Below are 22,535 nucleotides of genomic sequence, written 5' to 3'. Positions count from 1 at the left end.
GGCAGGGCCGGGCGGGACCGGCGCGGAGGGCGCGACCAGCGCAAGGGCGGGCCCTGCAACTGCGCTGAGGACGCGACCGGCTGAGGGCGGGGCCCGCTACTCGAAGCGCGCGGACGGCGGGACCGGCGCGGAGGGCGCGACCAGCGCGGGCGCGACCAGCGCAAGGGCGGGCCCTGCAACTGCGCTGAGGACGCGACCGGCTGGGGGCGGGGCCCGCTACTCGAAGCGCGCGGTGTCGCCGGCGCCCCGGCGCACGATCTCCGGTTCACCGCCGGAGAAGTCGATGACGGTGGTGGGTTCGGTGCCGCAGTCGCCCGAGTCGAGCACGGCGTCCACCACGTGGTCGAGCCGTTCCTTGATCTCCCAGCCCTGGGTCATCGGCTCGTCCTCGCCGGGCAGGAGAAGGGTGCTGGAGAGCAGCGGTTCGCCGAGTTCCTCGACCAGCGCCTGTGCGACGACATGGCCGGGGATGCGGACGCCCACCGTCTTCTTCCTGGGGTGCAGCAGCCGGCGCGGCACCTCCTTGGTCGCCGGCAGGATGAACGTGTAGCTGCCGGGGGTGGCCGCCTTGACCGCGCGGAAGACGTCCTTGTCGACGTGCACGAACTGGCCGAGCTGGGCGAAGTCCCGGCACACGAGGGTGAAGTGGTGCCGGTCGTCGAGGTCGCGGATCGAGCGGATCCGGTCGATGCCGTCCCGGCTGCCGAGGCGGCAGCCGAGGGCGAAACAGGAGTCCGTCGGGTACACGACCAGCCCGTCGGACCGGAGGGTGTCGGCCACGGTACCGATGGTGCGGCGCTGCGGGTTGTCGGGATGGATGTCGAAGTACTTCGCCATCCGGCGAGTGTAGGTGATCGGGGTGATCCCGCCCCCGGGCGGGCGACGCCGTTCCGGGCCGGGGCGGCCGTCGCGGGCGGCGGGCCGGATTCCGGGGAATCGGGTGCGGGCACGCGTGCCCGCACCCACGCTGGGCATGCCCGGTTCGGGACGCCCCCCGGCACGTCTGTGCGGAGGGGCAACCGGACGAACCGCGACTGACGAGCGATCATGACACCTGCCCTGATCGCACCCACCGATACGGAGGAGTGGACGGATGCCGAACGAGCGCGCGGGACAGCCGGCGCGGCCGGAGGACCTCATCGACGTGCCCCGGCTGGTGACGGCGTACTACGCCCTGCACCCCGATCCGGCGGACCCCGCCCAGCGGGTCGCCTTCGGCACCTCGGGACACCGAGGGTCGTCCCTGGCCACCGCCTTCAACGAGGACCACATCGCCGCGACCAGCCAGGCGATCTGCGAGTACCGGAGCCGGCAGGGCATCGACGGGCCGCTGTTCCTCGGGGCCGACACCCACGCGCTGTCCGAACCCGCGAAGGTGACGGCGGTCGAGGTGCTCGCCGCCAACGGGGTCACCGTGCTGATCGACGAGGCCGACGGCTACACCCCCACCCCGGCCGTCTCGCACGCCGTCCTCGGCCACAACCGCGGCCGCGACTCCGGTTTGGCCGACGGCGTGGTGGTCACGCCCTCGCACAATCCGCCGTCGGACGGGGGTTTCAAGTACAACCCGCCGAACGGCGGCCCCGCCGGCTCCGAGGCGACCGGCTGGATCCAGGAACGCGCCAACGAGATCATCACCGGCGGGCTGAAGGACGTCCGGCGGATCCCCTGGTCCCGGGCGCTCGCCGCCGGGACGACCGGCCGGTACGACTTCCTGGGCTCCTATGTGTCCGACCTGCCGTCGGTGCTCGACCTCGACGCGGTGCGCGCCGCGGGCGTGCGCATCGGGGCCGATCCGCTCGGCGGGGCGTCCGTCGCCTACTGGGGCCGGATCGCCGAGCAGCACCGCCTCGATCTGACCGTCGTCAACCCGCTCACCGACCCGGCATGGCGGTTCATGACGCTGGACTGGGACGGCAGGATCCGGATGGACTGCTCCTCCCCCCACGCGATGGCGTCGCTGATCGAGCAGCGCGACCGGTTCCAGGTCGCCACGGGCAACGACGCGGACGCCGACCGGCACGGGATCGTCACCCCGGACGGCGGGCTCATGAACCCCAACCACTACCTGTCCGCCGCGATCTCGTACCTCTACCGCCACCGCGACCAGTGGCCGGCCGGAGCGGCGGTCGGCAAGACGCTGGTGTCCTCCGGCATGATCGACCGGGTGGCGGCCGATCTCGGCCGGGAGCTCCGCGAAGTGCCGGTCGGCTTCAAGTGGTTCGTGGACGGGCTGCTCGACGGATCGCTCGGTTTCGGCGGGGAGGAGTCCGCCGGTGCCTCGTTCCTGCGCCGGGACGGCTCGGTGTGGACGACCGACAAGGACGGCATCGTGCTGGCCCTGCTCGCGTCCGAGATGCTGGCCGTGACGGGGGTGTCGCCGAGCCGCCACTACGCCTCGCTCACCGAGCGGTTCGGCGAACCGGCCTACGCCCGGGTCGACGCTCCCGCCACCCGTGAGGAGAAGGCCGTGCTCAGCCGGCTCTCCCCCGGGCAGGTGACCGCGGACACCCTGGCCGGGGAGCCGATCACCGCCGTGCTCACCCACGCTCCGGGCAACGGCGCGCCCATCGGCGGCATCAAGGTGACCACCGCCAGCGCCTGGTTCGCGGCGCGCCCCTCGGGCACGGAGGACGTCTACAAGGTGTACGCCGAGTCGTTCCTCGGGTCCGGCCATCTGGCCCGGGTGCAGGAGGAGGCGCGGTCCGTGGTGGCGGCGGCGCTGCACGGCTGAGCCCGCCGCTCCCGATCCCACCGGCCGCGGGGCGGGCAGCGGGTGTCCGGCGCCGCCCCGTGCGGCCCGCGGCGCCGAACCGCACGGAACCGGTGCGTCGCGGACGGGGCGCCCGGGCCGCGCGCTCTTACCGCGCGGGCCCGCGTGGTGCGCCGGGGCTCCCCGCTACCGGGCGGCCCCGGCGGCCCCGGCCGCGGGTGGCCATCGCGGCCTGAGTCCTCGCGGCCGTCCCGCTCCGCCGCTTCACGGCCCCGCTCGCCCGGCCGGCGGCGGCCGTGGTGCCGTGCGCTGAGAGCCGGTGCACGACGTGCACGGCGTGATGGCGAGCGGGCCGGACGACGCGAACGGCACGCACGGACGGACGGGCCCAAGAGCGCGAACGGCGCGAACGGACGGACGGGCCGAACGGCGCGAACGGAGTGACCAGCAGAACGGGGCGACCGGCGCGACCGGAGTGCACGGCCGGACGGCACCCGCGAAGGACTCCGGGCCGGAGTGCCGGAGGGCGGCGGCGGAACCGGCCCGCCTGCCCCGGCCCGGCCGCAAGGCGCCCGGTCGGCCGCCCGGGCGTTGGGCCATCGGGCGGCTTTCGTACAGCCGAACGGCGGGCAGGCCGCCCGGCCGTGTGGTGACCGGTGCCCGAAGGGGGAACACAACCCGGTTCACGGGGTCCCGGAACGCCCTCGCCCCGCATGTCCGGCACCCTTTGGTCACTCACCCGCATGGACTAATCACGGAGCGGTACCCCCTGCGCCCATTGGGGTGTCCGCCATTCGGAGTTGCAGCCCCCCAGGGGCCATGAGTCCTTAGAAAGCGTGTCCCGCCGGTTCTCACCATCAGGAGGAGACATGGGCACTGTGCAGAACGGCCGACAGAACGACAGGCTGTCCGTGGTTTTCGCGGTCCGGGTCATCGAGGGCGGCGAAGAGGGGTTCCTGGAAATGTACGACAAGCTCCGGAAGTCCGTCGCCGGCACTCCCGGCCACATCGTCGAGCGGCTCGGTGAGCCCGTCGACGACTCCCGTCAGTGGGTGATCACCAGCGAGTGGGAGACTCCCGAGCACTTCTTCGCCTGGCAGCAGAGCGACGACCACCGCGCCCTGGTGGCCCCGCTCCGCGAATGGGTCGACTCGACGCAGTCCCTGAGGTTCCGAGTCGTCATGGAGACCGTGAAGGAGACGTCATGACCTACACCACGAACGGCCCCGTCGCCGTCCTCGGTCTCGGCACCATGGGCGGCGGCCTGGCCTCACGCCTCCTCGGTCAAGGCATACAGGTCCGGGTGTGGAACCGCACCCCGGAGCGTGCCGAGCCGTTCGCCAGGGCGGGCGCCTTCGCGGCGTCCCGCCCGAGCGAGGCGGTCGAGGGCACGAGTGCCGCCATCTGCACCGTCGCCGACGGCGAGGCCCTGCGGACGGTGCTGCGCGGCCCGGACGGGATCCTGGCCCGGGGCGGCTACCCCGGCGCCCTGATCTGCGCCAGCACCGTCGCGCCCGACGAGGTCGTCCGCCTCGCCGGGGACGCGCCCGCCGTCCTGGACGTCGGCATGCTCGGCAACCGCGACCACGCCCGCGACGGCGAACTGCGCCTGTTCGTGGGCGGCGAGGAGCGGGTCTTCGCCGCAGGCCGGCCGCTGCTGGAGATGCTGGCCAAGGAGGTCGTCCATCTGGGCGCACTCGGTTCCGGCATGCGGATGAAGCTGCTCCTCAACCTGCTGATGGGCATAGAGGTGCAGGCGATGGCCGAGGCCGCCGAGCTGGCGGCCGCCTCCGGGCTCGACCGGAAGCAGGTCCTGCGCACCATAGCGGGCAGCGGCTTCGCGTCACCGGTCATGTCGTTCAAGTCCCGGCGCCTCGCCTCGGGGCGCTTCGAGGAGCCGGACTTCCGGCTGCGGCTGATGGCCAAGGACCTCATGCTCGCAACGGAGCAGGCCGAAGCCTCCGGCCTGAGCCTGCCGCTCACCGCGGCGGCCGCGGAGACCCATGTCCGCGCCACCGAGCACGGGTTCGGTGACGAGGACTGCGCCGCGGTCACCCGCGCCCTCACACGGAAACCGGGAACCGACAAATGATCATCGACATCCACGGACACCTGTCCCCGCCGGAGGCGGCCAAACGCTTCCCCATGCCCCCCAGCCTGACCGACGTGGACGGCATGCTCGCCGCCCGCGCCCAGGCCGGAATCGACCTCACCATCATCGGCAGCCCCGTCGGCGCCGGGGCGATGGCGCGGGTTCCGGGCGTGGACAACTACAAGCAACCGCGCGACCGGCTGCGTGGCTTCCACGCGTGGATGTCGGGCTTGATCACCGAGTTCCCGGACCAGTTGCGCGGGTACGTGTACGCGAACCCGTTCGGGGACGACGACCATCTGGAAGGGGTACGGGAGACGCTGGCGGACCCCGCCTTCGTCGGCCTGATCACCACTTCCAGCGTGCACGGTGAGCTGCTCGGCTCGCCGCGGGCGGACTCCTTCTTCGCGCTGGCCGCCGAGGTGGGAGTGCCCGTCATGGTGCACGCGCCGGCCGAACCGATCGGCACGGAGCGGGTGGAGAACATCGCCTTCGTCGAGCAGATCGGCCGTTTCGGCGACGTCACCATGGGCATGGCCATGATCGCTTTCGCGGGGTGGCTGGACAAGTACCCCGGTCTGCGGCTGATCGGCGCGACCGGCGGCGGGGCCATGGCCCTGCTGCCGGAGCGCCTCCAGATGGCGGCACGCCCCCGGCACTGGGGCGGGGGCGCGCCGCCCTCCGCCCCGCCGGAGGCCGGCCGGCAGGGGGCCGGCGGGACCCGGTCCGGACGGCCTCCGTCCGGCCGGCCCCCGGGGGCCGCGGAGCCGACCGTCCAGGCGTCGCCCGACCCGGGCGCCGCACTGCGCCGCATGTACGTCGACACCAGCCCGTTCAGCCCCGCCCATCTGAGCCTCAACGCGGAGGTGCTCGGGCCCGAGCGGATGCTGTTCGGCACCGACTCGCCGCCGCTGTCGGTGCCCCTCGAGGACCTCATCCGCATGATCGAGAAGCTGCCCCTCGACAGGGCGGCCCAGCAGCGCATCCTCGGCGGCAACGCCGAGGCCCTCTTCGACCTCAGGAGCCGTCCGTGACCACGACGCACGACCCCGTCGCCGCAGCCGAGCGGTGCACCGCGGAGTTCCGCCGGAACCCGCACCCGGTGTACGCGCACCTGCGGGACACCAGTCCCGTCTGCCCGATGACACCGCCGCACGGCATCGAGACGTACCTGATCACCCGGTACGAGGACGCCCGCGCGGCGCTGTCGGACCCCCGGCTGAGCAAGGACATGTACGGGGCCATGGACGCGTACCGGAGGATCTTCGGCGACTCGTCGGTGGCGCTGGACGACAACATGCTCAACTCCGACGCGCCCAAGCACACCCGGTTGCGCAAGCTCGTCAACTCCGAGTTCACCCCGCGCCGGGTCGAGGCCCTGCGGCCGAAGATCCAGGACATCGTGGACCGGCTCCTGGACGCGTGCCCGACCGGGGAGCCGTTCGACCTGCTGCCGGCGTTCGCCTTCCCGGTGCCGATCACGGTGATCTGCGAGCTGCTCGGCGTACCGCCCGAGGAGCGGTCGCTGATGCAGGAACTGTCCACCACGGTGGCGCAGACGGGCTTCGGCGAGGAGTTCAAGCGGGCCCAGCAGCAGGCGGAGGAGAACCTCCACGCCTACTTCACCGAACTCGTCGCCCGCAAGCGCCGCCGGCCGGGTGACGACCTGCTCAGCGCGCTCGCCGCCACCCAGGACCAGGAGGGCGGGCTGACCGGGAACGAACTGGTCTCCACGGCCTTCCTGCTGATGTTCGCGGGGCACAAGACGACCGCGTACCTCATCGGCAACGCCGTGCACCACTTCCTGGCCGACCCGGCGCAGCTCCGCGCCGTGCGGGAGGACCCGGAGCTGATCGGCCCGGCGGTGGAGGAACTGGTCCGCTTCGACGGCTCGGTCGAGAGCGCCACCTTCCGGTACGCCACCGAGGACATGGAGATCGGCGGCACCCGGATCCCCAAGGGCGCACTGGTGCAGATCTCGCTCCTCGCCGCCAACCGCGACCCGCTGAAGTTCGAAAACCCGGACGTGTTCGACGTGCGCCGCCAGGGCACCGCCGCCCACATCGGCTTCGGGCACGGCGGTCACTACTGCCTGGGGGCACCGCTGGCCCGGATGGAGACCCAGCTGGCGCTGAGCGGCCTGTTCGGGCGGTTCCCGAGGATCGCGCCGGCCGACCCGCAGGCGGAGCCGGCGTGGATGGAGGTGCCGTTCCCGGCCTTCCGCGGCCTCACCGAGCTGCCGGTCGTGCTGGAACCCGCAGCCGCCTGAGCGGCGGCATCCCGAACGCCGCGGTGCGAGCCCGTACCCCCGAGCCGGTCTCGCACCGCGGCCCCGTGCCCGCACTGCCCCGTCCCCCGCCCACGGGTACGGTCGGTTCCATGCGACGGGTCGGCGCGGTACTGATCGACATCGACGGTGTGCTCACCGTCTCCTTCCAGCCGCTGCCGGGAGCGGTCGCGGCGATGGAGCGCCTGCGGGAACGGGGGGTGCCGCTGGCCCTGGTCACCAACACCACGTCGCGCACCCGCGCGTCCGTCGCCGACGCGCTGGCCGGCGCCGGCTTCCCGGTGACCGCCGGCGACATCCTCACGGCGCCCGCGGCGACCGCCGTGTATCTCGCCGCGCACTTCCCGGGAGCGCGCTGCCTGCTGCTCAACAGCGGTGACATCGCTGGCGACCTCGAAGGCATCACCGTCGTGGGCCCCGAGGACGGCGCGCCCGCGGACGTGGTCGTCGTCGGCGGCGCGGGCCCCGAGTTCGGCTACCCGGCACTGAACCGGGCGTTCGCCCATCTCCAGCGCGGCGCACGGCTGGTGGCCATGCACCGCAACCTGTACTGGCGGACCGAGGCGGGGCTCCAGCTCGACTCGGGCGCGTTCCTGGCGGGTCTCGAGGCGGCGGCCGGCACCGAGGCGGTGGTGCTCGGCAAGCCGTCGCCGGCGTTCTTCGCCGCGGCCCTGGACCGCCTGGGCGCCGACCCCGCCGGGACGCTCATGGTGGGTGACGACATCGAGTCCGACGTCCTGGCGGCCCAGCGCCAGGGGCTCACCGGGGTCCTGGTCAGGACGGGCAAGTACCGGCCCGGGACGCACCGGGACGCGTCGGGGACGCCGGACCACGTCCTGGACTCCTTCGCCGATCTCCCGGCTCTGCTGGAGCGGCTGGAGCCGCCGGGACCACCGGCGGGACCGGAACCACCGGCGGGACCGAAACCACCGGCGGGACCGAAACCACCGGGGGGATGGGAACCACCCGAAGGACCGGGACCACCGGAGGGACTGGAGGGCTGACCGTCCGGGGCCTCCCGCGCGGAGGGGTTCCCGGGGCGACGCGGAACCGTCGGGCAGACCCCGGTGGGGCGCTCGCACCGCCCGGGCGAGCCCGCCGGTGCGAGCGCCCGGATCCCCGGCTCCGCTCTGCGCGAACCCGCAGGTTGCGCGGGCGGTACGGGTGCTTGGGTGGCCGCATGGAGATTCTGGTGCTGGGTGGAACTGCCTGGGTGGGCCGCGAGCTGTCGACGCAGGCGGTCGGGCGCGGCCATCGGGTGACCTGCCTCGCCCGGGGCGAGAGCGGGCCTGTGGCGGACGGGGCCCGGCTGGTCGCCGCCGACCGGCGTGACCCCTCGGCGTACGAGCCGCTGCGCGACCGCGGGTGGGACGCGGTCTTCGAGGTGTCGTGGCAGCCGGGTTTCGTGCGCGGGGCCCTGAGCGCCCTGGCCGCCGGGGCCCGGCACTGGACGTATGTGTCCTCCGTGAGCGCCTACGCCTCGCACGGTGAGGTCGGCGCGGACGAATCGGCGGCGCTGCTCCCCCCGACGGAGCGGGACGAGGTGGACCGCGCGCTCTACGGCGAGGCGAAGGTCGCCTGCGAGCAGGCCTCGGCGGCCGCCGTGGGCGACCGCCTGCTGATCGCGCGCGCAGGTCTCATCGGCGGCCCCGGTGACCACACCGGACGCTCGGGATACTGGGTGGCCCGGGCGGCACGCGGGCCCCGGGAGCCGATGCTGGTACCCGACGGCATGAGCGTTCCCACCCAGACCGTCGACGTCCGCGATTTCGCCGGCTGGCTCCTCGACACCGCCGAGCGGGGGACGACCGGCACGTACGACGCGGTGGGGCCGGTGGTCCCGTTCGGGGAGTGGATCGCGCTGTCCCGGGCCGCCGGCGGGCACACCGGGCCGGTGGTCACCGCCGAGGCGGCCTGGCTGCGCGCCCATGACGTGGCCGGGTTCATGGGTCCCCGGTCCCTGCCGATGTGGCTGGACGAGCCGGTCTCGGCGCGCAGCGGGGCCGCGGCAGGTGCCGCGGGGCTGCGCCACCGGCCGCGACGGGAACTGCTGGCCGATCTGCTGGTGTGGGAGCGCGAGCAGGGTCTCGGCCGGGAGCGCCGTGCCGGACTGGACGCCGCGAGCGAACGGGAGCTGCTCGCCGCCCTGCGCACGGACCGGGCGCCGGGGGAGCCGCGGGGCGGACGCGGCTCCGCGTGACCACGGTGGGCGGACGCGGCGCGGACGGCGCCGCGTGATCACACAGGGCGCACGGATCACGGGGCTCTGTCCGGAGTGCCGCGCCACGCTGGTGTACGAGGTGGGGCAGTGGATCGAGCGCGGCGTCCTGTGGTGGGGCAGCGAAGGCGGGTGCGGACGCTGCGCCCACGGATGGTGCGAGCGCAACCAGGGGCCGGTGGTGACACCGGAGTGGGTCAGGCAGGCGCTGCTGACCGCGCACGGAGCGGCGAGGCTCTCGCTCGCGGACGCCCGGACCGGCCTGGTCCCCGTGCTGCGGGCGCTCCGCGCGGCGGAGGACCTGACGATCGCGGCGGCCCGCGCGCGGGCCGCCGAACTGGCCGGGACCGGTCTCGTCGGCACGCTGGTGGAGATGGAGTCGCTGGCGCGCGCCCTGCGCGACCGGGGCGTGGCGGTGGCCGTCGGGCCCGCCGCGGGGACACCCCGGAGGGGCCGGCTCCGCCCGCCGGACGCGGTGCAACGCGGTCGCAACGTCGAGGGAGGTTGACTGGACCGCCATCGGCGGCGCCGCGCGGACGAGCTGCGGCGGGGAAGGGGCGGGACGTGCATCTGCGTCATACGGAGCACCGGGTGCGCGGGCGGTCCGCGCGGACCCCGGACTCCACGTCATGAGCGCCGGGACGGGTGCTGCCGCGCCCGTGGAGCTCACCCCGGCGGCGGCCGGCCTGCTGCGGAGGCTGACCGCGGCCCACGGGCCCTTGATGTTCCATCAGTCGGGAGGCTGCTGCGACGGCAGCGCCCCCATGTGCTACCCGGCGGGCGAGTTCCGCACCGGCGGCTCGGACGTGCTGCTGGCGGAGCTCGCCGTCGAGGGCGTCGACGCACCGGTGCCGTTCTGGATGTCGGTGAGCCAGTACGAGGCGTGGCGCCACACGCGTCTGATCGTCGACGTGGTCGAGGGCCGCGGCAGCGGGTTCTCGCTGGAGGCCCCCGAGGGGGTGCGGTTCCTGATCCGCTCCCGGGTGCTCGGTACCTGAGCCCGTACCGGGACGCCCCGGTGCGCGGGACGGGGCGGTCGGCACGGGACGCTTCGCGGACTCCGGGGCCGGGGCCCCGGCGTGCGTGCGCCGGCGGGGCCGTCCAGGGCGGGGGCGGCGTCGCCGCGCGGGACCGCCCGGCGATGGCTAGCGTGGCTGGGAGGGGGTCTCCGAGCCACGCAGTCCGCACGGAAGAGGGGCACCGTCATGGCAGACGCACCCGAAGGCACACCGATCTGGGCCGACGCGATGTTCTCCGACCTGGAGGGGGCCAAGGCCTTCTACGGCGAGGTCCTCGGCTGGACGTTCGGCGAGTCGTCGCCGGAGTACGGCGACTACACCCAGGCGCACGCGGACGGCAAGGCCGTGGCCGCGGTGGTTCCGCCGATGCCGGGGCAGGAGGGGCCCTCCCAGTGGTGCCTCTATCTGGCGTCCCCGGACGCCACCGCCACCGCCGGGAGGATCCGGGAGAACGGCGGCACGCTGCTCATGGGGCCCATGCAGGTGGGCGAGTTCGGCACGATGTGCCTCGCGCAGGACCCGAGCGGTGTCGTCTTCGGCGTCTGGCAGGCGGGCACGCACAAGGGCTTCGAGACGACGAACACCCCCGGTTCCTTCTGCTGGGCGGAGGTCTTCACGCGTGAGCCCGGGAAGTCGGACGCGTTCTTCCCCGCGGTCTTCGGCTACGGCGTGAAGACCATGGCGCACCAGGAGGCCGACTTCAAGGTGTTCGACCTGGGCCGGGATCCCGTCCTCGGCCGGATGGAGATGACGGACGAGTTCCCGCCCGAGGTGCCGTCCTACGTCCAGGTGTACTGGACCGTCGCGGACTGCGACGCCGCGGTCGCGTCGGCCCAGAAGCTGGGCGGCAGACTGGTGTTCGGGCCGATGACGACGCCCTTCGGCCGGTTCGCGGCCGTGGTCGACCCGCAGGGTGCGCCGTTCGCCGTCATCGACACCACCACGACCGAGGGCGAGATGCCGACCTTCACCTGACGACGGGCGCACGCACGCACGACACCCGGGCGCCGCCTCCGGCGGGCCCGGGGGCAGCGGACGTCGACCGCAGGCCGCAGGCCGCAGGCCGCAGGCACGTCGGTGCCGTTTCGTTCGCGCCGTCCGGCCTCGGTGCCCACACTGTCCGGCCGCGGTGCTCAGCGGCGGGTGAAGGTGCCGAGGCCCGTCTCGTCGAGGTACTCGACGCGCAGTTTCCGTGCCGTGTCGCCCTGGCCGAACGTGAAGGTGACGCCGGTCAGCCCGACGGCGTTCTCGCCGGTCGTCTCGAAGCTGAAGGTGTCGCCGTCGTAGTGGCGCAGCGGGAACCGCTTCGGCTCCGGGCCGAGTTCGAGCACCAGACCGTCCGGGCCGATGGTGACGGTGGCCTTCCCGTAGTAGGCGCTGTCGTACGTTCCCGTGTAAGCGCCGCCGGGCCGGGCGGCCTTCGCGGACGCGGGCGGATCGGCGTAGTCCGTGGGGGACACACCGGCCTCGTCCAGCTGCGCGTAGAGCGCGGCGAACAGCGCGAGCCAGTCACGGGTGGGCTTGCCGTACTGGGCGATGTCGAAGAAGTCCTCGGCGACGGCGTCGGCCAGTCCGACGGGCTTGCCGTTGGTGAGGACGACGATGCCGAGCTGTTCGCCGGGCAGCATCGTCACATTGGTGTTGGCGCCGAGCTCGAAGGCGCCGGAGTGGCTGAGCCGCAGCCGGGCCTTGTTGTCGTAGTTGACGTTCCAGCCCAGCCCGTAGAAGCCGGTACGCCCCGCGGGGGCCGTCGGCGGCTGGGAGACGATCTCGGGCAGATGGGTGTGCCGCAGGCTCTCGGCGTCGATGATCTGCCTGCCGTCGAGCTTCCCTCCGGCGAGCTGGAGCCGCAGCCAGCGCATCATGTCGGCGGCGGTGGAGCTGGCTCCTCCGGCGGGCGCCTGGGCATCCGCGTCGCGCACGTACTTCGCCTGCCAGGTGCCGTCGGGACCGGGCACATGGGTCACCGCCCTGTTCGCGGCCTTCTCGTAGTCGGCGAAGGTGGTGCTCGTGGAGTCCATCCCGGCGGGCCGGAACAGGGTGTCCTCGGAGAGCTTCTGCCAGCTGACGCCCTTCGTGCGGGCGACGGCCTCCGCGCCGGCGGTGAAGCCGAAGTTGGTGTAGGCGTAACTCGCCCGGAAGGGGGCGAGCGGCTCGTCGCGGAGGTGGCTCAGGATGTAGGCCTGGTCGTAGCCGAGGTCCTCCAGCAGGTCTCCCGCGTGGTCGGGCAGTCCGCTGCGGTGGGACATGAGGTCGGTGACGGTGACATGGCCGCTCACCCAGGGGTCCTTGAGGGCGAAGCCGGGCAGGTGCCGGGTGACCGGTTCGTCCCAGCCGGCGTCCCGTCCGTCCGCGCCCTCCGCCCCCGTACCGTCCGGACCGTCCGCCCCCTTCCCCGCGACGGCCCCCGCGACGACGGTCGAGCCGATCGGCTTCGAGAGCGAGGCGAGCTGGAAGACGGTGTCGGGGTCGACAGCGGCGGGCTCGCCGACATGCCGCTTGCCGAACCCCTTCAGGTACAGCACGCGGTCCTGGTGCACGACGCCCACCGCGACGCCGGGGACGCCCGTCTTCTTCATCATGTCCTGGACGACGCCGTCGAGGCGGGATACGGCCCGGTCCACATCGGCCCGTGTGAGCAGCGGCGGCGGCTGGTCCGACGGCGGCTTCGGCGCGGGCTCGGACGGCGAGGGCGCGGGCTCGGAGGGCGAGGGCGCGGTGCCGGGCGCGGAGCCCGGAGCGGCGGCACCCGGCGTCAGGGCCGTCGCCGCGAGGAGCAGCGCGGCCAGGCCCGATACGGCGAGCGGGCGGCGACGGCGCTGCCGCAGGCTCTTCCCCGGGTGCATGCACCCATTGAACGCCCGAATCCGGGCCCTGTCGCCCGGAGGCCGGGGCGCCCCGCCGGGCGGCGGGCAACCGGTCGCAGGCCTCGGCGGTCAGGAGCCTGGACCGGTCGGCGGCCTCGGCGGCCGGGAGCCGGACCCCGATCGCGGTCGCGGTCGCGGTCGCCGAGCTCGGAGGTCAGGGGCTGAGCTTGCCGACGACCTCGGCGGTCGCGGAGACGCCGTCGTGGATGGTGGGCGCCATGCTGGTGCCCGCGAGGAAGAACCCCAGCAGGGCGCACACGAGTGCGTGTGAGAGCTTCAGCCCGCCGTTGCGGAGGAAGATCACCGCAAGGACGAGTAGCAGCAGCACCACCGAAACCGAAACGGCCATGGCCGGCCTCCCTCCGCCGCACCGGGGTTGTGCGGCATTCGGGCGCCAGTGTGGCCCAGTGGGCGCGCCGGACGGCCGACTGGCGTGTCCGCCGATCGGGTGCTCGTCAAATCCGTTGTTGACCCGGGATGTTGCCGTGGGCCGGCGGTCACGGGCGAGGAGGAAGCGCCGCGGTCCGGCGGGTGCGTCGGTGTCGGTGCGGTCGGCGCGCGCCGCCGGACCACCGCCCCGCGCCGGACCGCAGCCCCATCCCGGACTACTGCGGCCCCGCGCCGGACCGCAGCCTCATCCCGGACTACCGCGGCCCCGCGCCGGGCCGGGGTCCGCCGGGCCCGGGCCTACCCGGCGCGGGGTCCCGCCTCGTCACAGCGGGCCGGGCAGTGAGACCAGTTCCGCCAGCACCTCCTTGTGGCGGCCCGGGGTGCCGAGGGCGATCTCGTCCGCCTTGGCCCGCTTGAGGTAGAGGTGTGCCGGGTGCTCCCAGGTCATGCCGATGCCGCCGTGGAGCTGGACGCACTCCTCGGCGGCACGCACCGCCACCCGGGAGCAGTGCGCCTGGGCGACGGAGACCGCGAGCGGCACCTCGGCGCTTCCGGTCGCGAGGGCGTCCGCGGCGTTCCGCGCCGCGGCGCGCGCTCCCGCAACGTCGAGCCAGAGCTGCGCCATCCGGTGCTTCAGCGCCTGGAAGGACCCCACGGGGCGGTTGAACTGGTACCGGTCGCGGGTGTAGCGGACCGTCTCCTCCAGGCACCACTCGGCGACGCCCAGTTGCTCGGAGGCGAGCAGCCCGGCGCCGGCGAGCAGTCCGCGGCGCACCGCGGCGCGGGCCCGGTCCGCGTCCGCGAGCCGGGTGCCGGAGTCGTCCGCCGTGGTGACGGCGGCGAGGGGCCGGGTGAGGTCGAGCGGAGTGAGCGGTTCGACCGTCGCTTCGTCGCGCCGCACCGCGTACAGGCCGTCCGCCCGGAGTACCAGCAGGACGTCGGCGGCGGCCGCGTCGGCGACACCCGTCACGGTCGCCCCGGTGGGGAGTACGGCGCCCGCGGAGGCGGAGAGCGGCAGAGCGAGGACGGCGACCGTCCGGCCGCCGGCCAGTTCCTTCAGCAGCCCCGTGGCCTCGCCGTCCGCTTCGCCGAGGGCGAGCAGCGTCTCGGTGGCGATCACCGAACCGGTGAGGTACGGCGCGGGGGTGACCGCCCGGCCGAGTTCCTCGAGGACGACGGCGGCCTCGCGGTGACCGGCACCCTGGCCGCCGAGCTCCTCGGGGACGAGCAGTCCCGCGGCGCCGATCCCGGCGGCGAGCGACTGCCACAGCCCGTCGTCGTAGGGCGTTCCCGACTCGGCGCGTGAGAGGACGGCGGTGTGGTCGGACCGGCCGGTGACCAGGGAGCGCACGGCGGCCCGCAGGTCGTCCTCGGCCTCGGAGTAGAGAAGGTCGGGCTGAGTGCTCATCGCGCGAGGTCCTTCCAGGGGACGTCCTTGTCGTTGCGTGGTTCGGGGGGCAGGGCGAGCACCCGTTCGGCGACGATGTTGAGCAGCACCTCGCTGGTGCCGCCCTCGATGGAGTTGCCCTTGGAACGCAGATAGCGGTAGCCGGCGTCGCGGCCGGTGAAGTCGACCAGCTCGGGGCGCCGCATGGTCCAGTCGTCGTACAACAGGCCCTCACCACCGCGCAGTTCCACCTCGAGGCCGCTGATCTCCTGGTTGAGCCGGGCGAAGCCGAGCTTCATGCCCGATCCCTCGGGGCCCGGCTGGCCCGCGGCGAGCTGCTGGCGCAGCCGTTCGCCGGTGAGCCGGGCGACCTCGGCCTCCACCCAGAGGGTGAGCAGGCGCTGGTGGAGCTCGTGGGTGCGCAGCTCCGGGCGGTCGCGCCAGGTGCGGGCGACGGGGCCGATCATTCCGCCTTCGCGCGGCAGCCGCATGCCGCCGATGGAGACGCGTTCGTTCATGAGGGTGGTCTGGGCGACCTTCCAGCCCTCGCCGACGGGGCCGAGACGCCGGTCGTCCGGGATCCGCACATCGGTGAGGAAGACCTCGTTGAACTCGGCCTCGCCGGTGATCTGGCGCAGCGGCCGGACCTCCACCCCGGGGTCGGTCATGTCGCACAGGAAGTAGGTGATGCCGCGGTGCTTGGGGGCGTCCGGGTCGGTGCGGGCGATGAGGATGGCCCAGCGGGCGACGTGCGCGCTGGAGGTCCACACCTTCTGGCCGTTGACGATCCAGTCGCCGTCGGCGCCGTCCCGGACGGCACGGGTGCCGAGGGCGGCGAGGTCGGAGCCCGCGCCGGGTTCGCTGAACAGCTGGCACCAGACCTCCTCACCGGCCCAGAGCGGGCGCAGGAAACGCCTCTTCTGCTCTTCGGTGCCGTACGCGAGGATCGTGGGCGCGGCCATCCCGAGGCCGATGCCGATGCGGCGGGGGTCGTTGTCGGGGGCGCCGGCGGCCTCCAGTTCCGCGTCGACGACGGCCTGCAGGGAGCGGGCCGCGCCGAGTCCGCCGAGTCCGGCCGGGTAGTGCACCCAGGCGAGGCCGGCGTCGAAGCGGGCGCCCAGGAAGTCGCTCCGCGCGGTGGTGGCGGGCGGGTGCGCGGCGAGGAACTCGCGGGTGCGCAGGCGCAGTTCGGCGGCGTCGGTCATGCCCTCACTCCTCCCGGGAGGACGACGAGGCGCCCGGTGGTGGTGCCGTCGGCGACGCGCTGGACGGCCTCGGCGGCGCTCTCGAGCGCAACCCGGTCGCTGACCAGCGGCTTGATCAGTCCCTTGGCGGCCAGGCCGGTGAGGGTCTCGTGGCAGCGGAGCACGGCCTGGGGGTCCTTCCGGTTGTAGAGGCCCCAGTGCAGTCCGACGATCGAGTAGTTCTTCACCAGCGCGTGGTTGAGCGCCGGGCTGGGGATGGTACCGCTCGCGAAGCCCACGACGACGATGCGGCCCTCGAAGGCGACGCACTTGGCGGACTTGTCGTAGGCGTCACCGCCGACGGGGTCGTAGACAACGTCGGCGCCGCGGCCTCCGGTGGCGTCCTTCACGGCGGCGACGATGTCGTCCGCGCGCCGGTCGATGACGACGTCGCAGCCGACTTCGCGGGCCGCGGCGGCCTTCTCCGGGCCGCCGACGACGCCGATGACACGGGCGCCCGCGGCCTTGCCGAGCTGTACGGCCGCGCTGCCGACGCCGCCGGAGGCCGCGTGCACGAGCAGCGTCTCGCCCTCCCGGAGGTCCGCCCGGCGGTGCAGTCCGAACCAGCCGGTCTGGTAGCCGATGTGCAGGGCGGCCGCCTCGGCGTCGTCGAGGGAGTCCGGCGCGGGCAGCACGGCGGCCTCGTCGGCGACGGCGTACTCGGCGAACCCGCCGTACGGCAGGGCGGCGGTGGCGATGACGCGGCGGCCGTCCTCGGTCTCGCCGCACAGCTCCACGCCCGGTGTGAAGGGCAGCGGCGGCGTCACCTGGTAGTGGCCGCGGCAGAGCAGCGCGTCGGGGAAGTTGACGTTGGCGGCCCGCACCCTGAGCAGGACCTGCCCTTCGCCGGGCTCGGGGCGGACGGTCTCCTCGAGGCGCATCACCTCGCCCGGCTCGCCGTTCCGGTGCACTCGCCATGCCTGCATTGGGGGCCTCCGCGGTGTGTAGGACGTCGTGGCACTGCTCCGCCGCATACTAAGCGGTCGCTTGCCTCCGGGGGAACAGTCTCTCCCGGCCGATGTGCGGCCGGTCCCCGACCGCACCCCCGTCCCCGTCCGGACCCCGTCCCCGTCCGGCCGCCGTCTTCCCGGACGGGCCTGCGGGGACCGCGGTCCCGCGACGCGGCCGCGGGCGGGGCCGCGTCGCGGGACGGCGGGTCGGGGAGCACGCTGGACAGTAGGCCGTCTCCGGGGGCCCGTGTCCGTGAGTGGAGGCCGTGCCCGTGAACGGGGGCCGTGCCCGTGAACGGGGGCCGGACGTCCGTGAACATCAGCAGGCCGACTCCGGGAGGGCGTGTCCATGAACGCGATCGCCGGCACCGAGGCGGCCCGCCGCCTCACCGGATTCCTCGACAGCCCCGTGGTCGGGATGCTCCCGTGGATCGTGTTCTCGGTGCTGGCCGGGCCCGGCCGCTTCGAGTTCGCCGTGGGAATCTCGCTGGCGATCGCCGCGTTCGTCCTCGTCGCGGGCCGGCTGAGGCGGCCCGGTACCTCGTTCAAGATCCTCGAGGTCTCGGACGTGGTCTTCTTCGCCGCTCTCGCGATCGTCGGCCTCGTCGCCTCCGCGGGCACACTGCGCTGGCTGGAGACGTACTCCGGAGAGCTGTCCAACTTCGCGCTGGTGGCCATCGCCTTCGGCTCGATCGCATTCCGGGAGCCCTTCACCGTGCAGTACGCGCGGGAGCGGGTGCCCCGGTCGCAGTGGGACACCCGCGGCTTCATGCACACCAACTACGTGATCACCGCCGTGTGGGCGCTCGCCTTCCTCGTGGCGGCGGTGGCCGGGCTCGTCGGCGACCTCGTGCTGCGCCAGCCGGACAACATCTGGACGAACTGGGTCATCCAGATCGGAGCGATCATCGTCGCGGTGCGGTTCACCGAGTGGTATCCCCCTGTCGTACGGGAGCGTATCCACGGCGGCGCGCCGTCCCGCGGCAGCCCGACGTCGGTGGGCGCCCTGTTCATTCCCTTCTCCGCCTACCTGGTGCCCGTGGGCATCGTCGTGCTCGCCATCGGCTCCGGGCCCACCTGGCTGGGCATCGCCCTGATCGTCCTCGGCTCGCTGCTCGTACGCGCGTTCAAGCTGGACGCGGACGGCGAGCGAACCAAGCAGACCGAGCAGACCGAGCGGCCCCGCCGCGACGCCGGGTGAGCGGCAGCGCTCAAGGGGCCCGGCGGCGCGGCGGGACTTTTCAGGCCTGTGCCACCGGTCCGCCGCGGGTGGCCGCACTCGCCGCGGCCCCGGTCGTACCGCCGGCGTCCTCGGCGGCCCGGGCCGAGAGCGGGGTGGCGATGGACTCCAGAGACCGGCCCTCCGCCTTGACCGCGAGGAACAGCGCGACCAGCCCGGCCGCCGTCATCAGCGCCGCGCCCACGGAGAACGCGAGGACGGTGTCGCCGACGACACCGCTGGACGTCAGCTCGGCGAACATCAGGGGCCCGGAGATGCCGCCCGCCGCCGTGCCGACGGCGTAGAAGAACGCGATCGCCATCGCCCGGGTCTCCATCGGGAAGATCTCGCTCACGGTCAGGTACGCGGAACTGGCCCCGGCCGAGGCGAAGAAGAGCACGACGCACCAGCACGCGGTCATCGTGACGGCGTCCAGCCTGCCGGTGTCGAACAGCCAGGCGGTGGCGAACAGCAGCAGTCCGGAGGTGATGTACGTACCGGCGATCATCGGCTTGCGCCCCACGGTGTCGAACAAGGGCCCGAGCAGCAGGGGCCCGAGGAAGTTGCCCAGTGCGATCACCGTGAAGTAGTAGCCGGTCGCACCGCTGGGGACGTCGAAGAAGGTGATCAGGATGGAAGCGAAGCCGAAGGTGATGGCGTTGTAGAGGAACGCCTGGCCGACGAAGAGCGAGAGCCCGAGTACGGCGCGCCTGGGGTACGAGCGGAAGACGGTCTTCGCGATCGTGCCGAAGCCGACGCTGTGCCGCTGGTCGACGGTGATGGACGTCTCCGGCCGGGGCAGCGGCCTCCCCGTCTCCCGCTCCACCTCCCGTTCGACCCCGGCCACCAGCTCCTCCGCCTCCCGCTCGCGGCCGTGGACGAACATCCACCGCGGGCTCTCCGGCACACTGCGGCGGACGAGCAGGATGACGAGGCCCAGGAGGACGCCCAGCGCGAAGGTGAGCCGCCAGCCGATGTCCTTGGGGAAGATGTCGGTGTCCAGGGCGACGACGGACAGCAGCGCGCCCGCCATGGCACCGAGCCAGAAGCTGCCGTTGATGATGAGGTCGACCCGGCCCCGGTACTTGCTGGGGATCAGCTCGTCGATGGCGGAGTTGATGGCCGCGTACTCCCCGCCGATGCCGAAGCCGGTGAGGAAGCGGAAGAGGAAGAACCACCAGGCGGACGTCGACAGGGCCGTCAGGGCGGTGGCGGCCAGATAGACGGCGAGCGTGATGAGGAACAGCTTCTTGCGCCCGTAACGGTCCGTCAGCCACCCGAAGAACAGGGCCCCGGAGCAGGCACCGGCCACGTACAGCGCGGCGGCGAGACCGGTGACCTGGGCGCCGGTGATGGCGAGGCCGCTGCCGTCCTCGGCGAGGCGCCCGGCGACATTGCCGACGAGGGTGACCTCGAGACCGTCCAGGATCCACACGGTCCCCAGCCCGATGACGATCGTCCAGTGCCACCGGGACCAGGGCAACCGGTCGAGACGGGCGGGGACTTCGGTGGTGACCGTACCGGTGCGGGCCGTACCCGTCTGACTCATCGCATCGCTCCCTGCGGACGCTTCCGTCGCGGTTCCCGCGGCGGTTACCCGGCCCCCCTGGCGGCAAACGAGCCACCGGAATCCGGCCGTGGGAGCGGGCCGACGGGCCGTGGGTCGGGGGCGCCGTGAGCCATGCGCAGGTGGACGCGGCGGCCTCGTGGGCCGGTGGGCCACCCGCCGGCGGCGTCCAAGGGCCGGTGGGCCGTTACCGGCGGAAGAGCTCGAAGGCGACCGCGGGCACCCCGCCGAACCGGGGTGCCACCGCACGGGCGGCGCCCACCAGGAACTCCCGGCAGTACGCCTCGGGATCCTGGTCCGTCAGGGCCTCCAGGTAGCTGCGGTGCTGAAGCAGCGACAGCACGGAGCGCTCCAGTCCGGCGGTCGCGTCCACGGCGTGGGTCGGGGTCGACGAGCCGGCGACCGCCACCCAGCGGACGCCGTCCCAGGGCTCGAGGCCGTGCTCGGCGCGGAGTTCGGGGAAGATCCACCGGTTGCCCGCGTCACCGGCGGCGTCCAGCGTGGCCCGGCCGACGGCGCGATGGTCCGGCGAGTTCCACGCGCCGCCGACGGCGGGACCCCAGGTGTCGCGGTGGTTGAGGGTGACGACCAGTTCCGGGCGGTGGCGCCGGATCGCGGCCGCGATGTCGCGGCGCAGCGCCGTGCCGTACTCGACGACGCCGTCCCGGTGGCCGAGGAACTCCACCGTGCCCACCCCGACCACCGCGGCGCTCGCCCGCTGCTCGCGCTCCCGCAGCGGGCCGCACTCGGCCGGATCGACGGTGTCGATGCCGGCCTCGCCACGGGTCGCGAGGAGGTACGCCACTTCCTTGCCGGCGTCCGTCCAGCCGGCGACGGCGGCCGCGCAGCCGTACTCGAGGTCGTCCGGGTGGGCGACGACGGCGAGTGCCCGCTGCCAGTCGTCCGGCACCGGTTCGAGTCGAGAGCCGGTGAGTGCGGTCAGGCCGGTCGGGTGGGCCGGATCGGTCGGATCGGTCGGATCGGTCGGATCGGTCGGATCGGTCGGATCGGTCGGATCGGTCGGATCGGTCGGATCGGTCGGATCGGTCATGCCGGGAGCGTATCCGCGGTGCCCGCGCTTCCCGGCGTCACCTCTCCGAGCCGGCCGGCGGTCGTGCCGCCGGTTCTGTCGCTCCGCGCCCGCAACCGGCGGCGGCTCGCGGCGCCTCGTCACACCTCGTCGCGCGCCAGCGCGAGCAGCCGGTCCAGCACACGGGAACCGGACGTCCGCACGCCGTCGTGCTCGTACTCGTCGGTGACCCAGGTGCGCAGTCCGCGGATGGCGCGTGCCGTCGCGAGGGAGTGGGCGGTGTCGACGTACATGTCGTCGTGGTAGACGGCGGCGGCGACCGGGACCTCGTTGGCCGCGAGGCGTTCGGCGTCGTACAGCGCGGGCCAGTCGGTGCGGGCGGCCAGGATCTCCGCGGCCTCGCGCAGCGGCCGCAGGGCGGGGTCGGTCTCGAAGTGCCAGGGGTGGACGGACTCCCCGGTGAAGAGCAGGGGTCCGTCGCCCGCGAGGGCCTTCTCCGCGTCGAACTGCGGGAACTCGGCGCGCACCCGTTCGGCCGCCCAGGCCGTGGGGGCCCCGCCCTGGGCGTAGATGGCCTCGTGGAGCACGGCGTACAGCGGATGGGCCGCGTACGAGAGCGCGGTGAGGGCGGCCTGCCGGAATGCGTCGGAGAGCTCGTCGCCGTCGGCCGTGCGGACGAAGGCGTTCTCCAGCAGGTAGTGGAGCTGGTGGCTGCCGTCGCCGGTGCCGAGCTGGATCCCCAGCGACTGGAACGCCTCGGGGGTGAGGACGTAGCCGCCGGGCAGGACGGTCCGCCCGGTCGCGAGGTGTGCGGCGATGCGCCGGGCGCGCTCCACGTCCTGCGGGTAGCGGGCGTAGTGGGCGTCGTTCCTGCGCTGGATGCGGGGGTAGGCGGCGCGGTAGACGTCCTCGGCACGCGCGTCCAGCGAGGGCAGTCCGCCGGTGATCAGGACGGCCTTCAGCCCTTCCGGTGCGGTCGAGAGGTAGCGGGTCGCGCAGAATCCGCCGAAGCTCTGGCCGAGGACCGTCCAGCGCGCCCCTCCGGTCAGCTGCGCGCGGACCGCTTCGCAGTCCCGGACGATGCTGTCCGCACGGAAGTGCGAGAGGTAGCGGGCCTGCTCCTCCGGGCCGCCGCGCAGGGGCAGGGTCTGGCGGTTGACGGGCGAGGACAGCCCGGTGCCGCGCTGGTCGAGGAGGAGGACGCGGAACTCCTGCACCGCACGTCCCAGCCACGCCTGCTTGCCGGGGAAGCGCCGCGCCCCGAAGCCGGGCCCGCCCTCCAGGTACACCAGCCAGGGCAGATCGGCCCCGGCCCGGCCGCCGGCGACGATCTCGCGGCCGTAGAGCGCTATCCGCTCCCCCGAGGGGTCGGCGTGGTCCAGGGGAACGGTGAAGTGGCGGTCCGTGAGGACGAGGCCCGGCTGCCGGTAGCTGGTCACTGCGCGCTCCTGCTGTGTCGTCACTGATGGTGCGTTCCCCGCCCGCCCAGTGCATCACACGGCCGGGCGGGGGTCGCCCGAGGATCAGCCGGCCGGGGCCGTCCGCTCGCCGG

Annotated in this window: 20 protein-coding genes; 11 read left to right on the top strand and 9 right to left on the bottom strand. The window is 73.7% G+C overall.

Going from position 1 to position 22,535, the window contains the following annotated elements:
• Positions 1-216 precede the first annotated feature (216 nt).
• The gene (locus DDW44_RS29110) at positions 217-837 is read right to left on the bottom strand and encodes an L-threonylcarbamoyladenylate synthase (protein WP_108908976.1); all 621 of its coding nucleotides are present in this window, start codon (positions 835-837) and stop codon (positions 217-219) included.
• A gap of 256 nt (positions 838-1,093) precedes the next feature.
• Here DDW44_RS29110 and pgm point away from each other — a divergent pair, with 256 nt between their 5' ends.
• From pgm to DDW44_RS29060, 10 genes are all read left to right on the top strand, one after another.
• Positions 1,094-2,734 (top strand): phosphoglucomutase (alpha-D-glucose-1,6-bisphosphate-dependent), encoded by a 1,641-nt coding sequence (gene pgm, locus DDW44_RS29105; RefSeq protein ID WP_018890507.1) that lies wholly within the window; start codon positions 1,094-1,096, stop codon positions 2,732-2,734.
• Between the two features lie 848 nt (positions 2,735-3,582).
• Positions 3,583-3,921 carry an antibiotic biosynthesis monooxygenase family protein gene (locus DDW44_RS29100; protein ID WP_017948621.1) on the top strand — a complete coding sequence of 113 codons (339 nt, stop codon included), beginning with the start codon at positions 3,583-3,585 and terminating at the stop codon, positions 3,919-3,921.
• Positions 3,918-4,805, top strand: a complete 888-nt coding sequence (locus DDW44_RS29095; RefSeq protein ID WP_017948620.1) for an NAD(P)-dependent oxidoreductase — start codon at positions 3,918-3,920, stop codon at positions 4,803-4,805. The genes DDW44_RS29100 and DDW44_RS29095 overlap by 4 nt, the downstream gene beginning before the upstream one ends.
• Positions 4,802-5,839 carry an amidohydrolase family protein gene (locus DDW44_RS29090; protein ID WP_108908347.1) on the top strand — a complete coding sequence of 346 codons (1,038 nt, stop codon included), beginning with the start codon at positions 4,802-4,804 and terminating at the stop codon, positions 5,837-5,839. Before DDW44_RS29095 ends, DDW44_RS29090 begins: the two co-directional genes overlap by 4 nt.
• The gene (locus DDW44_RS29085) at positions 5,836-7,074 is read left to right on the top strand and encodes a cytochrome P450 family protein (RefSeq protein ID WP_108908346.1); all 1,239 of its coding nucleotides are present in this window, start codon (positions 5,836-5,838) and stop codon (positions 7,072-7,074) included. The genes DDW44_RS29090 and DDW44_RS29085 overlap by 4 nt, the downstream gene beginning before the upstream one ends.
• 110 nt (positions 7,075-7,184) lie before the next feature.
• On the top strand, positions 7,185-8,096 hold the full coding sequence (locus tag DDW44_RS29080) for an HAD-IIA family hydrolase (protein WP_108908345.1): 912 nt from the start codon (positions 7,185-7,187) through the stop codon (positions 8,094-8,096).
• A 176-nt stretch (positions 8,097-8,272) separates the two neighbouring features.
• On the top strand, positions 8,273-9,292 hold the full coding sequence (locus tag DDW44_RS29075; protein ID WP_108908344.1) for an NAD-dependent epimerase/dehydratase family protein: 1,020 nt from the start codon (positions 8,273-8,275) through the stop codon (positions 9,290-9,292).
• A gap of 34 nt (positions 9,293-9,326) precedes the next feature.
• Positions 9,327-9,818 (top strand): hypothetical protein, encoded by a 492-nt coding sequence (locus tag DDW44_RS29070; protein WP_108908343.1) that lies wholly within the window; start codon positions 9,327-9,329, stop codon positions 9,816-9,818.
• Positions 9,819-9,939: 121 nt separating this feature from the next.
• The gene (locus DDW44_RS29065) at positions 9,940-10,308 is read left to right on the top strand and encodes a DUF779 domain-containing protein (protein WP_026165400.1); all 369 of its coding nucleotides are present in this window, start codon (positions 9,940-9,942) and stop codon (positions 10,306-10,308) included.
• A 207-nt stretch (positions 10,309-10,515) separates the two neighbouring features.
• Complete coding sequence (locus tag DDW44_RS29060) at positions 10,516-11,304, top strand: VOC family protein (RefSeq protein WP_108908342.1); 789 nt, start codon at positions 10,516-10,518, stop codon at positions 11,302-11,304.
• A 158-nt stretch (positions 11,305-11,462) separates the two neighbouring features.
• Here the strand turns inward: DDW44_RS29060 and DDW44_RS29055 are convergent, their stop codons facing one another.
• The 5 genes from DDW44_RS29055 to DDW44_RS29035 all read right to left on the bottom strand — a co-directional run bounded on the left by DDW44_RS29055 (position 11,463) and on the right by DDW44_RS29035 (position 17,143).
• Entirely contained in the window at positions 11,463-13,175 is a 1,713-nt protein-coding gene (locus DDW44_RS29055) for a serine hydrolase (protein ID WP_108908341.1), read from the bottom strand.
• A 175-nt stretch (positions 13,176-13,350) separates the two neighbouring features.
• Entirely contained in the window at positions 13,351-13,545 is a 195-nt protein-coding gene (locus DDW44_RS29050; RefSeq protein WP_017948612.1) for a hypothetical protein, read from the bottom strand.
• Positions 13,546-13,908: 363 nt separating this feature from the next.
• The gene (locus tag DDW44_RS29045) at positions 13,909-14,994 is read right to left on the bottom strand and encodes an acyl-CoA dehydrogenase family protein (protein WP_108908340.1); all 1,086 of its coding nucleotides are present in this window, start codon (positions 14,992-14,994) and stop codon (positions 13,909-13,911) included.
• A complete protein-coding gene (locus DDW44_RS29040; protein WP_017948610.1) occupies positions 14,991-16,178 on the bottom strand; it encodes an acyl-CoA dehydrogenase family protein in 1,188 nt (395 codons plus the stop codon). The genes DDW44_RS29045 and DDW44_RS29040 overlap by 4 nt, the downstream gene beginning before the upstream one ends.
• Positions 16,175-17,143 (bottom strand): NADPH:quinone oxidoreductase family protein, encoded by a 969-nt coding sequence (locus DDW44_RS29035; protein ID WP_167455545.1) that lies wholly within the window; start codon positions 17,141-17,143, stop codon positions 16,175-16,177. The genes DDW44_RS29040 and DDW44_RS29035 overlap by 4 nt, the downstream gene beginning before the upstream one ends.
• 373 nt (positions 17,144-17,516) lie before the next feature.
• Between DDW44_RS29035 and DDW44_RS29030 the strand changes: the two genes are divergently transcribed.
• Positions 17,517-18,368: a hypothetical protein gene (locus DDW44_RS29030; protein WP_108908338.1), complete on the top strand. Its 852-nt coding sequence runs from the start codon at positions 17,517-17,519 to the stop codon at positions 18,366-18,368.
• A 40-nt stretch (positions 18,369-18,408) separates the two neighbouring features.
• On the opposite strand, the gene DDW44_RS29025 is transcribed toward DDW44_RS29030, so the two are convergent.
• The 3 genes from DDW44_RS29025 to DDW44_RS29015 form a co-directional block, all read right to left on the bottom strand.
• Positions 18,409-19,935, bottom strand: a complete 1,527-nt coding sequence (locus tag DDW44_RS29025) for an MFS transporter (RefSeq protein ID WP_108908337.1) — start codon at positions 19,933-19,935, stop codon at positions 18,409-18,411.
• Positions 19,936-20,140: 205 nt separating this feature from the next.
• Entirely contained in the window at positions 20,141-21,004 is an 864-nt protein-coding gene (locus DDW44_RS29020) for a PIG-L deacetylase family protein (protein ID WP_425275675.1), read from the bottom strand.
• A 119-nt stretch (positions 21,005-21,123) separates the two neighbouring features.
• Positions 21,124-22,422 (bottom strand): alpha/beta fold hydrolase, encoded by a 1,299-nt coding sequence (locus DDW44_RS29015; protein WP_108908336.1) that lies wholly within the window; start codon positions 22,420-22,422, stop codon positions 21,124-21,126.
• Positions 22,423-22,535: the final 113 nt, after the last annotated feature.

It is taken from the genome of Streptomyces tirandamycinicus, from assembly GCF_003097515.1.
Lineage (GTDB): Bacteria > Actinomycetota > Actinomycetes > Streptomycetales > Streptomycetaceae > Streptomyces > Streptomyces tirandamycinicus.
This window is presented reverse-complemented; position numbering and strand designations above follow the sequence as displayed.

Coding starts and splice junctions, on each gene's coding strand:
- DDW44_RS29045 (WP_108908340.1), bottom strand. CDS start 14,994: ATGAGCACTCAGCCCGACCTTCTCTACTCCGAGGCCGAGGACGACCTG.
- DDW44_RS29110 (WP_108908976.1), bottom strand. CDS start 837: ATGGCGAAGTACTTCGACATCCATCCCGACAACCCGCAGCGCCGCACC.
- DDW44_RS29055 (WP_108908341.1), bottom strand. CDS start 13,175: ATGCACCCGGGGAAGAGCCTGCGGCAGCGCCGTCGCCGCCCGCTCGCC.
- DDW44_RS29090 (WP_108908347.1), top strand. CDS start 4,802: ATGATCATCGACATCCACGGACACCTGTCCCCGCCGGAGGCGGCCAAA.
- DDW44_RS29065 (WP_026165400.1), top strand. CDS start 9,940: ATGAGCGCCGGGACGGGTGCTGCCGCGCCCGTGGAGCTCACCCCGGCG.
- DDW44_RS29095 (WP_017948620.1), top strand. CDS start 3,918: ATGACCTACACCACGAACGGCCCCGTCGCCGTCCTCGGTCTCGGCACC.
- DDW44_RS29075 (WP_108908344.1), top strand. CDS start 8,273: ATGGAGATTCTGGTGCTGGGTGGAACTGCCTGGGTGGGCCGCGAGCTG.
- DDW44_RS29020 (WP_425275675.1), bottom strand. CDS start 21,004: ATGACCGATCCGACCGATCCGACCGATCCGACCGATCCGACCGATCCG.
- DDW44_RS29030 (WP_108908338.1), top strand. CDS start 17,517: ATGAACGCGATCGCCGGCACCGAGGCGGCCCGCCGCCTCACCGGATTC.
- DDW44_RS29080 (WP_108908345.1), top strand. CDS start 7,185: ATGCGACGGGTCGGCGCGGTACTGATCGACATCGACGGTGTGCTCACC.
- DDW44_RS29100 (WP_017948621.1), top strand. CDS start 3,583: ATGGGCACTGTGCAGAACGGCCGACAGAACGACAGGCTGTCCGTGGTT.
- DDW44_RS29060 (WP_108908342.1), top strand. CDS start 10,516: ATGGCAGACGCACCCGAAGGCACACCGATCTGGGCCGACGCGATGTTC.
- DDW44_RS29040 (WP_017948610.1), bottom strand. CDS start 16,178: ATGACCGACGCCGCCGAACTGCGCCTGCGCACCCGCGAGTTCCTCGCC.
- DDW44_RS29025 (WP_108908337.1), bottom strand. CDS start 19,935: ATGAGTCAGACGGGTACGGCCCGCACCGGTACGGTCACCACCGAAGTC.
- DDW44_RS29050 (WP_017948612.1), bottom strand. CDS start 13,545: ATGGCCGTTTCGGTTTCGGTGGTGCTGCTGCTACTCGTCCTTGCGGTG.
- pgm (WP_018890507.1), top strand. CDS start 1,094: ATGCCGAACGAGCGCGCGGGACAGCCGGCGCGGCCGGAGGACCTCATC.
- DDW44_RS29035 (WP_167455545.1), bottom strand. CDS start 17,143: ATGCAGGCATGGCGAGTGCACCGGAACGGCGAGCCGGGCGAGGTGATG.